Source organism: Saprospiraceae bacterium (assembly GCA_016712145.1).
Lineage (GTDB): Bacteria > Bacteroidota > Bacteroidia > Chitinophagales > Saprospiraceae > Vicinibacter.
This window is the reverse complement of sequence record JADJRO010000001.1, coordinates 1,636,536-1,651,434: the sequence shown is the minus strand read 5'-3', so window position 1 is coordinate 1,651,434 and position 14,899 is coordinate 1,636,536. Positions and strand designations below refer to the sequence as shown.

Genomic DNA, 14,899 nt, shown 5'->3' with positions numbered 1-14,899 from the left:
TGCAAAGCGATCCATTTCAACCACAAAACGTTAATTTTCAGCTCATTTTTAATCTAATCCTTATATTTGGAGCCTTTAATAATTTATTCACAGAAAAAATTACTGATATGAAGAGAATTTTACTATTGATTTTCATTGGAGCAAATTTCGGCAATGTGTTTGCCCAAAATTCGTTTTCGGACGATTTTGAGGCATACACAGCAGGTGCTTTCCTTGGGGTTAGTTCAACTAAATGGACTACCTGGAGTGGCGTAAAAGGGGGTGCTGATGATACCAAAGTGAGCAACGAACAAGCACACAGCGGCACAAAATCCATTAAATTTTTAAGTACCGCCGCAGGTGGAGGGCCAGCTGACGTGATTCTTCCATTTGGAGGCCGTAAAACCAGTGGAATATTCACATTGGAAATGTGGATGTACGTAGTAAATGGCACAGGTGGTTATTTTAATTTCCAGGGAAATGCCGCAGTTGGAGGAATCTGGTCTTTGGATGCATTTTTTGATCCTAACGGAGATGTTCGATTTACCTTAGGTACGGGTGGTGCAGGAACGATCGCAAAAGGTACACATCCGAAAGATGCTTGGTTTAAAATAAAAGTGGTTGCCAACATGACCGATAATAATTGGGAAGCTTTTATTGATGATAAATCCCTTGGATCCTGGGCTAATCCAAACAATGCTGTGGCTTCAATGGACATTTATCCAACCAGTTCAAATAACCTTGCGACTTATTATGTTGATGATGTAAGTTATACCTACGAACCTTTTGTTGCACTTAATCTGGATGCTACTTTATCTGGTGTTACCGTTAGACCAAAAAATTTGACTGGAGGTACAGCACCTGCATCCATAAAAATTAAAAATGTTGGACGTACTAAAATAACTGCTGCCGAAGTGCAATGGTCTGTAAATGGTGGACCAATAACCACAGAAAATTATGCTTTAAACTTAGACAGTTTAAAAGAATCTGCTATCCTGCCATTGAGTGGAAGTATTAATTATGCTGCAGGAATTGGTAAAATTGATATTGCAATTACTAAAGTAAATGCAAGTGTAGATGATAAGCCATCAAATAACAGCCGCTCTGTACCATTAAAGGAGTTACTCCGGCTCCAAATAAAAAAATTGTGGTTGAAGAAGCAACCGGAACCTGGTGTCAGTGGTGCCCAAGAGGTGCTGTTTATATGGATTCTCTAACAAAATTATTTCCACAACATTTTGTTGGAATTGCAGTCCACAACAGAGACCCTATGACAGTAGCAAATTATGATGCTGGGATTGCTACTTTCCCTGGCTTTTCAGGATATCCAAGTGTAATCATGGACAGAAAAAATTTATTAGATCCAAGTGGAATGGAACCGATTTTTTATGATCATGTGGTAGAATTGACACCAGTAATTATTGATCTTGGTGCAAAATATGATGCAGCTACCCGCGAAGTTACTGTAGAAGTTAAAGCGGACTTTGAAGAATCGGTACAAGGAGATCACCGCTTTAACATGATGGTAGTTGAAGATGGTGTTAAAGGAACAGCATCAACGTATAACCAATCGAATGCATATGCAGGTGGCACAAATGGTGTTATGGGTGGGTATGAAATTTTACCCAATCCAGTACCAGCTGCTCGAATGACATACAATCACGTTGCACGTGCAATCATGGATGGTTGGTCTGGTGTGCCTGGTGATTTACCTGATGATATTCCAGCAGGAACCAGTTATATTAAATCTTATAAATACATTATACCAGCTACAACGAATCTTGCAAAATTGAAATTTGTTGGAGTCATCTTAGATCCTAACGGAGAATATATTAATGGAAATGAAGCATCTTTTGATGAAGCTGTGGCTAGAGGATTATTTACTGCAACTGGAGATCCATCCGTTTCAGTAAGTAATTTGAATCCAACGCCTAATCCAGCTAATTCTATAACTGAAATCAGCATCAGTTTAAAAGAGGCAACTGCTTTAAAAATAGAGCTGTTGGATTTAACCGGTCGCGTCGTTTCATCTAAAAATTATGGTCAACAATCTGGTGATATTATTTTACCGATTCAGACTAACTTGTTGGAAAACGGAAATTATATGATCCGTTTATATCAAGGAACTACTTTACAAACTTCTAAATTAATTGTTGCTCATTAAAGAACAATTGGATATTAAAATAAAAAAGCCATTCCATTGGGATGGCTTTTTTATTTTCAATCGATTTAATAAATTTAACATTGACCAATGTGAATGAAAATACATTTCAAAATATATCAAAAGACCATTTGCTTTTCGAATTATTTTTTGGCAGACTGAACAAAAAATTATAGTTTTTCTGCTATTAAAAATTAGACTTTGTATGATCCTGTGATAAAATAAGAACCGCGAATTATTTTAAAAATTTCATTGGATTTGTAGGTGTTTTGCCTTGCCAGGTTTCAAAATGGAGTTCATAAAATCCCTGTTCGTTTTTAGCTGCTTGTCCTATATTAGTTCCACTTTCTATGCGTTCTCCATTCCGAAGTAACACTGAATTTAGATTGGAATACACAATGTAATTATCATCAGATTTTGTAATTAGTAAATACAATTGATTGGGCATTTTTCGAATTTGAACAACTTCTGCTGGATTGGCTGCACTCACAAAAGGATTTTGTGATTGAAGATCGATTCCATTGTTGCGGATGACCAGATTTTTATTACCGGATTCCATGTTTTTCCCAAATCTCGAAATGATTGTAGGGGACTGCATGGGATACCGCATCCTTTTAATCTGATTGGTTTTTGAAGTGGATGTTTTCGTTTTTACAAGCTCATGAACGCTGGCCTCTATCCATTTAGTCAGCGCTTCTTTTTTCCTTTTGTAATTCGTAAGGGTTGCATTGAGATTAGCCTCTTTACTATCCAATTCTTTAATAAGCAGTCCCGAACTGGATAGATCTTGTTTTAAACGCAGTTCTTCGGATTGAATATTCTTCAATAAGGAATCCTGGGTATTTAATTCCAGTTTAAGCTTTTGAAAGTTTTTTGTATACAATTGATTCCAGGTTTTTAAAGAATCCAGCGTTTGTATTCGTTGCTTTTCCAGTTTTTCCAATAGATACCATTTTAAAACTTTAGCATCCAGATCCTCCGGATGGAATAATGTCAACATGGGATTATAGGTAATTCGGTGAATAATCTTATTCTTTACCAAAACAGCATATTGTTCTTTAAAACGTTGCAGTTTTAATACATTGGACTTATTTTGCTCTTGTAAATTTTTTAATTCATTCTGTGTAGTGGCTAATTCATTCGTAAGTGCATTTTGTAATTCAGTTCGGTACGAAATCTGACTTTGATACAATTCAAGATTTTTAAGAAGTTGATTTTTTTCCGATTTATTTTGCTTGATCAATTGACCAGTCTGGTCAATGGCCTGTTGAATCTCTTTAATTTGACTATCCTTTGGTTTATTTGCTGGATTGGTTTGGCTAGTTAATTGGTACCATAAAATAATGCCAATAGGTATAAACAAACTGCTGCAAATCGCATGAAAAATGTACCTATACTGTGGATGTAAAAGGAAATTTATGCGAATGGATTTTAGGGTGAATTTGTTCATCTTTTTTTATAGTGATCGGGAATGCTAAATTTTACCTGATGGATTGGATCCAACTTAATTTCATTCCAAATTAAATCCAAATTTAAAACAGATTGATCGATCGATTCAAATTCTATTTGAAATTTTGAAGGAATTGACCTGTTTTCAAGTTTTAAATAGTCGCTTACGATTAGATTTAATGCATATTGTGAATTTTCCAGTTTAAAATCTTTACACAACACTTCTGGATTGGACAGGGTATAAGCAATAGCATACGCTTTTGAATTTCCTTGAAGTATAAAATTAAAAGCAGAATCCGTTACATGATATTCCATAAATTCTTTTATAAAGCATCCACTGCTTAACAAATTTTGTAACCAGTCAAATTTAATTTCCAATTGATATTGATTTTGTAAATCGGAATAGTTGAGATTTGAATATTCCTGATTTAAGCGGTCTATTACAAGGATGTGATCGGGCAATAATAAAATTCTAAAAGCCTCCACTCCTAATTTTTTTAATGAAATTAAACAGAGGCTATCTTTTATTGCGTAAAGTGTAATGCGGGCATCCTGACGGTCATTTTCAAATCGATACCGAATGGATCCTTTACCCATAAAGTAGTGTAAATTTTGATTTGCAGTTATTTTATTAAGCAAGCAATCGACATTGCAAGAGTCTAGTTTCTTTGCATTCGAATTGCGGTCGATTTCGGATTGCTTTTTAGCTGTATGGCAAGAAGCAATCAGGATACACAGGATTACTAAATTTAAAAGCAAAAATTTCATTTTCCCTTGCTTTGAAGCATAAATGGATACTCCATGCGTTCTTCTGAAAATTCATTGGCTGTTACTAATGAGAGATTAGCTTGTTGCGTATCTCCTAAAGCTTCATAAACGGATGCAACCATTTGAAACAATTCTTTCTTTTTCGCAATAGGGAATTTTAATGTTTCTTCCAGGTAATCACGTGCTTTTGCAAAATCTTTCCGATTGAAATAAATTTGTGCAATTTTGTAAAATTTGGTTGCAAAATGAATTTGACCTGATTTCAAAAGCGTAGCGAGTGTGGCATCACTAATTGAACCATTGATAACAGATTGATCGAGTGAATATTCCAATAATGCAAGTTCATTGTAGTTTGAACGCAAGGCTTGCTGCCATGCGGAATCAGACGCAACCAATATTTGATTCATTTTATACAATCGCGCAGCAAGTATAAGTGCATCTGTATTTCTGACTGGATTGTATTTTACTTTTAAAAGCAGGGTTTTTAAATCCGACTCAGAAAAATTAAGTTTATGTAACTGTAACGAAGCTAAGAGTTGACAGTAGTTTGGAAAACTTTGTGCAGGGTAGAAATCCATACACATATTTGAATAATAAGAAAGTGCATTCCAATGTTTTAAAGAAATAATGCAATTCAATAAGTTTTCCCAAACTGAATAGGGGACTGTACCTAACGAAATTGTTTTGATATAAAATCGGCAGGAGTGCACTAAATCATCCATTTGAAAATGCAAATCAGCCATCAACGCATATGATTTTGGACTCTCCGGATATTGTTTGATTAATTCACTGGTTAATGGAATTAACGATTGAATTCCTTGTGTATTCGAATTTTTTATATAATCAGTCAGCGTTTTGATGATTGTTTTAATTTTTTCATCCAATGAGACCGTTGTGTTATTTATTAAATTTGTTAAGTTTTGTTGGGCTTGTTGATTTTGTGATTCGACATCTACAGATTTAGTTTTTAAGCCATATTTATTTAATAGGTCAGTATTGTTTTCTTCGAGGGCGATGGATCTGATTTCTTCAATTAATTCTAAATGACCAGGATATTTTACCAAGCATTCTTCCAGCAAGCTCAATGCTTTTTTAGATTTTTTTTGAAGAACTAAAATTTTGGATTTTTTAATGCCAATGGGTGGTAGGAGTCCAAAATGTAATTGCGATGCATTCAATACGATCAAAGCATTATCAAAGTCTTCAGCTTTGAGATAATTTAAAGCTGCATTGTCGTAATAAGTATAATTATCAGGTTCCAATTGACTCAATTTCTGATATACTTCTGCAATGATTTGAAACTGCCCGTAATCTTCTGCCAGATTCGCTTTCAGAATCAAATACCATTTATTCTGAGGTTCAGCGGCGATGCTTTCGTCAATGGCACTCATAGCCTCGTCGTGTTTACCTTGTTCCCGATAAATACGAGCTAAATAATAATTGCTGACTCCTTTGGTTTCAGGAGCATATTTAAGTTTAATGAACAAATCAATGGCTTTTTGCCGATTACCGATTTGTTCTTCTTTCAGGGCATCAATTAAAATACCTTGGTTCAGGAGGTTTTTTTCAACTTCCTGACTAAATGCTGTGAAAGAAACTAAAATGTTAATTAAAATTGTATGATATAATCTATGCATGGTTTAGACATAAGGGCTAAAATTATTCTACTTCAGTTACCTTGAGCATGTTGGTCCGCAATTTTTTATGAATGGGCATGCTACCGGTATTAACAACGAGATCTCCCGCTTTCAGTTTATGATCTTTCTTTAAAATTTCAATAAGATCTTCAATAGTTTCATCGGTTGAACTCATTTTATCATAATAATAACATCGAACGCCCCAAACCAGATTTAAAGTTCCCAGCATGTGCGTTGCACTGGTAAAAATATAAATCGGGCAATGGGTTCTGTAGGAAGACGTTTTAAAGGCAGTGTAACCGGAAATCGTGAGCCCAATGATTGCTTGGGCTTTGATATCTTCTGCTGTCTTTGCAGCATTAAAACATACCACATCCGACAAAAAAGTAGAGGATTTATCGGAAGGACGGGGTCTTTTAGTTAAAATAGCATAATGTCTTTCTGCTTCAAAGATGATCTTATTCATTGCAGTAACCACTTTTACGGGATGCTTACCAACAGAGGTCTCAGCCGATAACATGACTGCATCTGTACCATCCAATACCGCATTGGCCACATCGGTTACTTCTGCACGTGTTGGACTCGGATTATTAATCATACTATCCATAAGCTGTGTAGCCACGATCACCGGTCGGGCACGTTGAATGCATTTTGTGATGATTAGTTTTTGAATCGTTGGCAATTTTTCAATTGGAAATTCAACGCCCAAATCCCCACGGGCGATCATGATGCCGTTGCTGATTTTAATAATGGCATCTAAATTTTTAATGGCTTCCGGTTTTTCAATTTTGGCAATCACTTTGGCCGGATGTTTGGCTTTTTCTACTAATTGAATGAGCTCTTCAATGTCTTGAGCTTTTCGTACAAAAGAAAGGGCAATCCAGTTGACTTTGTGTTTGAGTATAAAATCAAGGTCTTTGAGGTCTTTTTCAGTTAATGAAGGCAAGGATATTTCAGTATCCGGAAGGTTAACGCCTTTGTTTGACGATAAAATACCACCAAAGAGACATTTCAGTTGGACTTTATCAATTCCATTGGTGGTAAGAACCTCAAATACTAGTTTTCCATCATCGATTAAGATGGTTTCTCCAACTTTGACATCTCGGGCAAAGTTTACATAACTCATGTAAATCTGTTCTTTTGTTCCAATGCATGGCTTATTTATAAAGTTTAATACCTCACCCGGCAGAATTTCCAAACCATTGTTTTCGATGGTTCCAATTCTTAATTTAGGACCCTGTAAATCACACAAGATGCCCACATGGGTATCAAATTTTTCATTGATTGCATGAATATGCCGAATTACCTTTTCATGGTCTTCATAGCTTCCATGTGAAAAATTAAGCCTGAATACGGCTACGCCTTCTAAAGTCAAAGCCACCAATTGATCATAAGATGATGAGGCTGGTCCGACTGTCGCTACAATTTTAGTATTATGGTGAATCATAAAATAATTATCAGATTTAGGGAATTATTTAGCAAAACTTTGGTTTACAATGTAAAACAGGGCTAAGGTCTTTAAAAAAAGCGAAAATTATTTTGGTAATCCTTTAATGAATCCCTTAATTTGCGCCTTGATTATAAAAAAATCTAAATTATCATGTCAACAATTGCTGAAAGAGTTAAAAAAATTATCGTAGACAAATTAGCTGTAGATGAGGCTGAAGTTACCATCGAAGCGAGTTTTGTTAATGATTTAGGTGCAGACTCCCTTGATACTGTGGAACTTATCATGGAATTCGAGAAAGAGTTTGATACATCTATCCCAGACGATCAGGCAGAAAAAATTCAAACTGTAGGGCAAGCTATTGCCTACCTTGAGGCTAACTGTAAATAATCAATTTAATAATTTGTTATTTTAGCATGCCTTTTGAATGGTTCAAGGGCATACGAACAATAATTAGCGAATGAGACGGGTCGTAGTAACCGGAATCGGCGCATTAACGCCTATTGGCATTGGCCAGGATGCTTTTCTTGCAGGTTTACAAGCAGGAAGGAGCGGTGCTTGTCCAATTAGTTATTTTGATGCAAGCCTGTTTCGGACGCGTTTTGCCTGTCAGCTTAAGGATTTTAATGTTGAAAATTTCTTAGATAAAAAAGAAGCCCGAAAAATTGACCCATTTTCTCAATATGCCTTAATTGTAGCTGAAGAAGCCATGAAAGATTCAGGGATCCAATTGGATCAGGTGGATTTGGCTCGATTTGGTGTAATCTGGGGATCTGGAATCGGCGGATTTAATACGCTTGAACATGATATTTCTGAAGCAGCTTTAGCGAGCGGACCACCGCGTTATAGTCCTTTTTTGATACCTAAACTTATTTCAGACATTGCACCAGGTCATATTTCTATAAAATATGGCTTGATGGGTATTAATTACGGGACCGTGTCGGCTTGTGCTTCCTCAGCACATGCCATTTCAAATGCTTTTGATTATATTCGTTTGAATAAAGCGGATATGATGGTAACCGGAGGTTCAGAAGCTGCAATTACCCGCGCCGGGGTAGGAGGATTTTCCTCCATGAAGGCATTGTCTGAGCGCAACGATGATTTTATGACGGCATCAAGACCTTATGATAAGGATCGGGATGGATTTGTCTTGGGTGAAGGTGCAGGTTCCCTGATTTTAGAAGAATACGAATCTGCCAAAAAACGCGGAGCTAAGATATATGCAGAAATGGTTGGTTCTGGCGCTACTGCAGATGCTTTTCATATCACGGCCCCCCATCCGGATGGACTGGGTGCCAGTACAGCCATGCATTTGGCTTTAAAGGAATCCGGCTTAAGCCCTTCTCAAATAGATTATATAAATACCCATGGTACGTCCACACCTCTAGGTGACATTGCTGAGGCCAAAGCAATTGTAAATGTTTTTGGGGATGATGCTTATAAAGTTAATATCAGTTCAACTAAATCTATGACTGGCCACCTCCTGGGTGCTGCAGGTGTTATAGAAGTTATTACTGGAATTATGGCCATTTTACATGATTTTATACCACCTACCATTAATCACTTTACTGAGGATCCGGATTTGGATCCAAAACTAAATTTTACTTTTAATGAAGCACAAAGTCGAAAGGTAAATGCTTTTTTAAGTAATACCTTTGGATTCGGAGGGCATAACAGTTCAGTGATTTTTAAAAGATGTTAGGATTCCTAGTTAAGTTTTACAATAAGACCAATCACAAGTTTTTCTCTAAGGATAAACATTTTGCAGAGCGTTTGCATCATTTAATTGGATTTACTCCATCCAACATCTACATTTTTAAACTGGCTTTTTATCACAAATCCACACTCAATAATTTTCCTAACGATACCAATGGCTTGTATCAATCCAATGAGCGGCTGGAGTATCTTGGAGATGCTTTATTGAGTTTTGTGGTTGGAGAGTATCTATTTAAAAAATACCCTTCTGCCAATGAAGGATTCCTCACCAAAATGCGTTCTAAAATTGTAAAGCGTAAAATGCTTAATTACATAGCCGAACAAATGGGCTTAGATCATTTGATGATGGAGTTTAATCAAACAGCCATTTCGCAATCGATGTTGGGCAATGCATTGGAAGCATTGGTGGGTGCAATCTACATTGAGCGTGGGTTTGAATTTACAAAACACTTTATACTCAGTGCCATCCTCAAGAAATTCATCAACATGGATCAACTGGAAGAATTTGATGATAATTACAAAAGCCAGTTGTTGGAATGGTGTCAAAAGCATTCCAGAGAAATTGATTTTAAAGTATTGAGTAAATACAAAGTAGATAAAAGGGATCGCTTTAAAGTGGGTGTATTTATCGACGGACAAGAAATATCTTCAGCAGAAGATTACAACAAGAAAAGTGCGGAACAATTTGCATCCGAATTGGCAATCCAACATCTTGGGGTTAAGGATGATCCTGATAAGGATTAAAGCGCTTATTAATTATGGCGGAAGCCCAATATTTTAAAAGGCTCAATTTTCAAAAAGAGCAAAAACTTCTGGAAGCCGTTTCACTATTTAATAGTTGGTTGGATGAATTATTGATTGCAGGCATTTCACAACTGCAACATGATCCTGATAAACTAAACGAAATTGCAAGCCGTATGGTTGATTACGGTGCTCCAGGGATTGCTAGGAAATTGCGCATGATTCCAGAGCGAATTGCTAAAGGATCCAATTGGATGGAATTTACCTTCCAACAATTGGGTGAATTTTATTTAGTAGTAAGGTCCTTTAAAAACATAGTTGCGTTGAATGAATTTGAAAAGGAGGACTTGTTAAACTATTGTGGAATTCCATTTACAAAAACCAGTTTTTCTGAAAGTTCTTTTTATACAGACGATTGGCTTTATCTCGGAACTGTTTCTGAAAAGGAGGATAAATTAATTGTAAATCGAAACTGGTTTTATGGTTTGAATTGCAAGTCTTGTGTATTGTTTTTAGAATTTCAATTCAATCGGTTTGTTCCAATCAAGCAATTTAAAAATGGCAGTATTTACAAGAGCTCGGTACAGTTTTATCCATCTGCTTCACCACAACGAATTAAAGAAATGCAATCCGAGTCCAGTTACCTCGCTTCAGAGTATTTTATTAAATCACATACAATAGAATCCGCCTTGGATCTTTACTGCGAACGGATTTCTATAAATCCACTATTAAAGCAATATTGTTTTATTCTCAATTCTGTAAAATTTACTTCACACCAGGAATCCTGGTATCTAAAAAGTGAATCCGGACAATTGATTCGATTGACAAATAGTATCGCTGAAATTCAACAGCTGCTCACCTATACAGCGAATATTCAAAATGTTATCATCGGAGAGTATGAAAACAATTCTTTAAATGTTTTTTCTGTAATAATGGATTATGAAATAGTTAGTATAATGCAATAAGTTTAGTAGAATTAAGCTCAAGAAATTGAAATTTTAATAGCGGATGTTTGACTATCAGAAGCTCAGATTGATTCTTCGATAGGATTTGCGGAAATAAAACTCAATATAATTTAATCAAAAAGATCAGTTCCTGAAGTTATCCCCGCGGAGGGTAGAGTGAAGTATTTCGCAACGAGGTACCTCTTAAAGAAAGAGCAGGATTTAATCTTTTTTCAACATATTTCGCAACGAATCATCGCCGTGGACGGCTTAAGAAATGAGTCGTTCTAACCCCAAAAATCCAATCAGCTAATTCCTTTCAATTTTGAGCTGTCTATCTCAGACTTATTCACATCTTCAATTAACTACAACAACCTGGGGCACAACAAGCCGATTTATTTTTTGGTTTACTTGCAAAGACAGTGATGCTTTCGATACCGTATTCCCCTGCATGATACTGAGCTAATTGATTCGCATCCAGATACTGATTTAAAATATCATCTGGTATCCTTATGGGTTTTTGTTTTTGAATTTGGATGTTTTCAAATTGAAGTTCCTGAATGTGGTCGATATAGCTTTGTTTTTGAATTGCACCGGAAACACATCCAGCATACATTTCGGCACTGGCTAAAACTTTTTCTGGCAGTTGACCAAATAACACGATATCAGAAATACTAAAATGTCCACCAGGTTTAAGCACCCGATATATTTCAGAAAATACCTGTTTTTTATTGGGCACTAAATTTAAAACACAATTACTCACAATGACATCGACCGTGTTATCAGCTACTGGCATGTGTTCAATGTCACCTTGTCTGAATTCAACATTGTGGAAGCCAAGTTTTTCTGCATTTTGTCGTGCGCGTTGAATCATAGCTTCTGTAAAATCGATACCAATCACTTTACCATTTACTCCGGTTTCAGCACGCGCTACAAAACAATCATTCCCCGCTCCAGAACCTAAATCCAGAACTACATCGCCTTCTTTAATTTGGGCGAATGCAGTTGGAAGACCGCATCCCAATCCGAGATCGGCGTCTTTTTCATACCCACTTAAGTTTGAGTAGTCATCGGTCATTATGTTGTAAACCTCTGTACTGCAACCAGATGCACCGCAACAAGACGCTTGATTTACATCCTTATCCTGTAAGGCGATTTCCGAATATTTCTGGCGAACCATTTCTTTAATTTCCAAATCTGTTTTCATAAATTATTTTTTATTAAAACGTAATATTACGATAAAAGGTTTTGGTTAACAACAATTATTTATAGATTTTTGTCCGACATCAAAAAACTTCCCGATGCTTTCACTCATAGCGGACCAGGTTTTAGGATCAATGCAGTAACATACAGCAGGACCTTCGATAGTACCCTGAATGATTCCGGCATCTTTTAATTCTTTTAAATGTTGGCTAATAGTACTTTGTGCAAGTTGGATTTCATCCACGATGTCACCGCAAATACAGCGTTGTTTCTTTAGTAATAGTTTGATAATTGCTATTCGTGCAGGATGAGCCAAGGCCTTTGCAAATGCTGCTAATTTTATTTCGTTCTTTGAAAATAATTCTGTTTTACTGGCTCCCATCTCTTTTTATCGCAAAAATACGATAAATCAATGAAACCTACCAGCCTATCAGGCTGCAATTTTAAGCCACTGAAGAATGGCTTTAGTTGGTTTTTCAGAAGTAACTTCGATATCGTGTTCTTCCCCAATTTGCATGGTAATATAATCTCCTGCTATCATAGAAACCTCCCTGCAATTGCCGTTTTGATCTTTGATGTGGCAGATGCAACTACCTTCTAAAATCATAAAACTCTCTAGCATATCATGATGAATTTCTTCAGGTACCTTGTTTCGAACCCAAGCTACAAATAATTGGACTTTATCATCTTGATGGATAGGCTCTAAATGAATATCCTCAAAATCCTTAGGGGGCTCAATTCCTTTTAATGCAAGTGTCCAATCAAGAAGATTGGATTTTTCTGTCAAAAGTGGCGGGTTTTTTAAGTCTATAATTTGCCGTCCGGCATTTAACACGGAAATCTGTTCTAATATTCGATTCTTAAGGTCAAAGGATGGGGTCTCTTGAAAACAACGTGCATATTGCTCCAAAGCATGTTCAGTTTGCTGAATTATTTCAGAATTCTGGTTTTCAATCCAATCTGAAATTTGAGTTTTGTTAATTGTTAGATCTTTTCTCAAGCTCGCTTTTTTAATTTAACGGAATTAAACGGGTTTTGGTTGTTCAAATAATTCTCTTAGCTCCCTCAGACCATTCCGAGCACGCGTTTTTACAGTCCCAAGCGGTAAGCCGTACTCTTCAGAAATTTCCTGTTGAGTAAGGCCATCAAAATACATCCACTCCAAAACCTTTCGGCAGGAAGGATCGATTTTTAATACCAATTGACGTAAATCAAGGGTATCTTCTTGTTGAGAAACGGATAGAACACGGCTTTCTATAGATACGAGAGAATCCAGATTTTGGTTTTTGGTTTCCCTTATAAAATGTTTGGATCTTGTATGATCAATCGCTGTATTTCGGGCAATATTAATTAACCAGGTTGCCAGACTCCCTTTTTCCACTTCGTAAGTTCCTATATAACGCCATATTTTCACAAAGCAATCTTGCAACAAGTTTTCTGCATCTTCCTCTTTTGTCACAATTCGTTTGATGATCCCAAACAGGGTGGCGGCATAATGATCGTATAAATATTCAAATGCAGCATTGTCCCCTTGTTGCAGTCGATCGATCAATGTCTGGGTATCCAGTTGGCTGTATTTTTAAATTGAAAATCAGAATTTTATATAAAATGCGCGCACTGGCGAATGAATTTAAACCAAAGATAAAAAAAACCTTGTATGTTTTAACTGAAATCCAGATTCATCTTGAAATCGTATCTATAGGTATCTTGTTTAAGCGGTAAATTTGATTAATTTTGATTGGTGTAAATCGGGACAATTTTAATTAGCTCCTACTGAGATAAAATTGGTTTTCATCTTGTATAAACTGTATTTTTTTTTAAAATCTTTATTATGAAACAAGTTATTTGGGTGTTCCTTTTAATTTTAGCTGCATCCTGCCAGCCAATTGATCAAAAAAAATCAATGGATGGATCCGTTTCTGATTATTGTGATTTGGCTGAACCTGGAATCAAATCGGGAGGGGTACGCCTGATTTCTGTTGAAAACAGAAAATATAAGGTTTGGACCAAGCGTATCGGAAATAATCCCAAGATAAAAGTATTGCTACTTCATGGTGGACCGGGTGCAACGCATGAATATTTTGAATCTTTTGAGAGTTTTTTACCAAAAGAAGGCATTGAATTTTATTATTACGACCAATTGGGTTCGGCATATTCTGATCAGCCAAAAGACAGCAGTCTCTGGGTGTTAGATCGTTTTGTAGAAGAAGTTGAAACAGTTCGTAAAGCCTTGAATCTTGATAAAGACAATTTTTTTCTACTGGGTCATTCCTGGGGTGGTATTCTTGCAGCCCAGTATGCTCTTAAATATCAACAGCATTTAAAGGGCTTGATCATTTCAAATATGATGATGAGTGCACCTTTGTATGGAAAATATGCAGAAGACGTTTTAGCAAAACAAATGGATCCCCTGGTGCTCAAGGAAATTCGTGAAATAGAAGCTAAAAAGGATTTCAGCAATCCACGATATATGGAATTGTTAATGCCCAATTTTTATATCAAGCATATTTTAAGATTGCCTATAGAAGAATGGCCAGATGCAGTGAATAGAGCTTTTGCTAAATTAAACAATACAATTTATACGATGATGCAAGGTCCAAGTGAATTTGGACTTTCCGGAAATTTGGAAACCTGGGATGTTACTAAAGAATTAAACACAATAAAAGTTCCAACCCTGGTGATTGGTGCAAACCACGACACCATGGATCCGGAACATATGAAATGGGTTGCAAGTCAATTTGAAAAGGGTCAGTTTTTATTATGTCCCAATGGCAGTCATATGTCTATGTGGGATGATCAAACGATCTATTTTACCGGCTTGATTTCCTGGTTAAAAACAAATGGAATTTAAGTA

Annotated in this window: 15 protein-coding genes; 7 read left to right on the top strand and 8 right to left on the bottom strand. The window is 36.2% G+C overall.

Annotated elements, in window-relative coordinates:
- The first annotated feature begins 107 nt into the window (after nt 1-107).
- Both IPK91_07070 and IPK91_07065 read left to right on the top strand, forming a co-directional pair.
- Nucleotides 108-1,196, top strand: coding sequence for a hypothetical protein (locus IPK91_07070; GenBank protein MBK8297026.1), 1,089 nt, complete (start codon nt 108-110; stop codon nt 1,194-1,196).
- Nucleotides 1,127-2,143 (top strand): Omp28-related outer membrane protein, encoded by a 1,017-nt coding sequence (locus IPK91_07065; protein ID MBK8297025.1) that lies wholly within the window; start codon nt 1,127-1,129, stop codon nt 2,141-2,143. The genes IPK91_07070 and IPK91_07065 overlap by 70 nt, the downstream gene beginning before the upstream one ends.
- 232 nt (nt 2,144-2,375) lie before the next feature.
- Here IPK91_07065 and IPK91_07060 read toward each other — a convergent pair whose 3' ends face one another.
- From IPK91_07060 to pyk, 4 genes are read right to left on the bottom strand one after another with little or no spacing between them, the layout of a single operon-like run.
- Nucleotides 2,376-3,590, bottom strand: coding sequence for a peptidoglycan DD-metalloendopeptidase family protein (locus IPK91_07060; protein ID MBK8297024.1), 1,215 nt, complete (start codon nt 3,588-3,590; stop codon nt 2,376-2,378).
- Complete coding sequence (locus tag IPK91_07055) at nt 3,587-4,357, bottom strand: DUF4292 domain-containing protein (protein MBK8297023.1); 771 nt, start codon at nt 4,355-4,357, stop codon at nt 3,587-3,589. Before IPK91_07055 ends, IPK91_07060 begins: the two co-directional genes overlap by 4 nt.
- Nucleotides 4,354-5,994 (bottom strand): tetratricopeptide repeat protein, encoded by a 1,641-nt coding sequence (locus tag IPK91_07050; GenBank protein ID MBK8297022.1) that lies wholly within the window; start codon nt 5,992-5,994, stop codon nt 4,354-4,356. The genes IPK91_07055 and IPK91_07050 overlap by 4 nt, the downstream gene beginning before the upstream one ends.
- 22 nt (nt 5,995-6,016) lie before the next feature.
- Nucleotides 6,017-7,441, bottom strand: a complete 1,425-nt coding sequence (pyk, locus tag IPK91_07045; GenBank protein ID MBK8297021.1) for a pyruvate kinase — start codon at nt 7,439-7,441, stop codon at nt 6,017-6,019.
- Nucleotides 7,442-7,594: 153 nt separating this feature from the next.
- Here pyk and IPK91_07040 point away from each other — a divergent pair, with 153 nt between their 5' ends.
- The 4 genes from IPK91_07040 to IPK91_07025 all read left to right on the top strand — a co-directional run bounded on the left by IPK91_07040 (nt 7,595) and on the right by IPK91_07025 (nt 10,863).
- Nucleotides 7,595-7,831: an acyl carrier protein gene (locus IPK91_07040; GenBank protein ID MBK8297020.1), complete on the top strand. Its 237-nt coding sequence runs from the start codon at nt 7,595-7,597 to the stop codon at nt 7,829-7,831.
- A gap of 70 nt (nt 7,832-7,901) precedes the next feature.
- Nucleotides 7,902-9,143: a beta-ketoacyl-ACP synthase II gene (gene fabF / locus IPK91_07035; GenBank protein ID MBK8297019.1), complete on the top strand. Its 1,242-nt coding sequence runs from the start codon at nt 7,902-7,904 to the stop codon at nt 9,141-9,143.
- A gap of 71 nt (nt 9,144-9,214) precedes the next feature.
- A complete protein-coding gene (gene rnc, locus IPK91_07030) occupies nt 9,215-9,901 on the top strand; it encodes a ribonuclease III (GenBank protein ID MBK8297018.1) in 687 nt (228 codons plus the stop codon).
- A 14-nt stretch (nt 9,902-9,915) separates the two neighbouring features.
- The gene (locus IPK91_07025) at nt 9,916-10,863 is read left to right on the top strand and encodes a hypothetical protein (protein MBK8297017.1); all 948 of its coding nucleotides are present in this window, start codon (nt 9,916-9,918) and stop codon (nt 10,861-10,863) included.
- A 340-nt stretch (nt 10,864-11,203) separates the two neighbouring features.
- Here IPK91_07025 and IPK91_07020 read toward each other — a convergent pair whose 3' ends face one another.
- Genes IPK91_07020 through IPK91_07005 form a run of 4 tightly spaced genes read right to left on the bottom strand, consistent with a single transcriptional unit; the run spans nt 11,204 to nt 13,597 of the window.
- A complete protein-coding gene (locus IPK91_07020) occupies nt 11,204-12,049 on the bottom strand; it encodes an arsenite methyltransferase (GenBank protein ID MBK8297016.1) in 846 nt (281 codons plus the stop codon).
- A gap of 45 nt (nt 12,050-12,094) precedes the next feature.
- Complete coding sequence (locus tag IPK91_07015) at nt 12,095-12,427, bottom strand: winged helix-turn-helix transcriptional regulator (protein ID MBK8297015.1); 333 nt, start codon at nt 12,425-12,427, stop codon at nt 12,095-12,097.
- A 48-nt stretch (nt 12,428-12,475) separates the two neighbouring features.
- On the bottom strand, nt 12,476-13,045 hold the full coding sequence (locus IPK91_07010; protein ID MBK8297014.1) for a hypothetical protein: 570 nt from the start codon (nt 13,043-13,045) through the stop codon (nt 12,476-12,478).
- 24 nt (nt 13,046-13,069) lie between these two features.
- Nucleotides 13,070-13,597, bottom strand: a complete 528-nt coding sequence (locus IPK91_07005) for a sigma-70 family RNA polymerase sigma factor (protein MBK8297013.1) — start codon at nt 13,595-13,597, stop codon at nt 13,070-13,072.
- A gap of 279 nt (nt 13,598-13,876) precedes the next feature.
- On the opposite strand from IPK91_07005, the gene IPK91_07000 reads away from it, so the two are divergent.
- On the top strand, nt 13,877-14,896 hold the full coding sequence (locus IPK91_07000) for a proline iminopeptidase-family hydrolase (protein MBK8297012.1): 1,020 nt from the start codon (nt 13,877-13,879) through the stop codon (nt 14,894-14,896).
- Nucleotides 14,897-14,899 lie beyond the last annotated feature (3 nt).

Excerpts from the sequence above, each read along its gene's own strand:
- IPK91_07040 (MBK8297020.1), top strand. The coding sequence starts at position 7,595 with ATGTCAACAATTGCTGAAAGAGTTAAAAAAATTATCGTAGACAAATTA.
- pyk (MBK8297021.1), bottom strand. The coding sequence starts at position 7,441 with ATGATTCACCATAATACTAAAATTGTAGCGACAGTCGGACCAGCCTCA.
- IPK91_07020 (MBK8297016.1), bottom strand. The coding sequence starts at position 12,049 with ATGAAAACAGATTTGGAAATTAAAGAAATGGTTCGCCAGAAATATTCG.
- IPK91_07060 (MBK8297024.1), bottom strand. The coding sequence starts at position 3,590 with ATGAACAAATTCACCCTAAAATCCATTCGCATAAATTTCCTTTTACAT.
- IPK91_07055 (MBK8297023.1), bottom strand. The coding sequence starts at position 4,357 with ATGAAATTTTTGCTTTTAAATTTAGTAATCCTGTGTATCCTGATTGCT.
- fabF (MBK8297019.1), top strand. The coding sequence starts at position 7,902 with ATGAGACGGGTCGTAGTAACCGGAATCGGCGCATTAACGCCTATTGGC.
- IPK91_07015 (MBK8297015.1), bottom strand. The coding sequence starts at position 12,427 with ATGGGAGCCAGTAAAACAGAATTATTTTCAAAGAACGAAATAAAATTA.
- IPK91_07070 (MBK8297026.1), top strand. The coding sequence starts at position 108 with ATGAAGAGAATTTTACTATTGATTTTCATTGGAGCAAATTTCGGCAAT.
- IPK91_07025 (MBK8297017.1), top strand. The coding sequence starts at position 9,916 with ATGGCGGAAGCCCAATATTTTAAAAGGCTCAATTTTCAAAAAGAGCAA.
- IPK91_07000 (MBK8297012.1), top strand. The coding sequence starts at position 13,877 with ATGAAACAAGTTATTTGGGTGTTCCTTTTAATTTTAGCTGCATCCTGC.
- IPK91_07050 (MBK8297022.1), bottom strand. The coding sequence starts at position 5,994 with ATGCATAGATTATATCATACAATTTTAATTAACATTTTAGTTTCTTTC.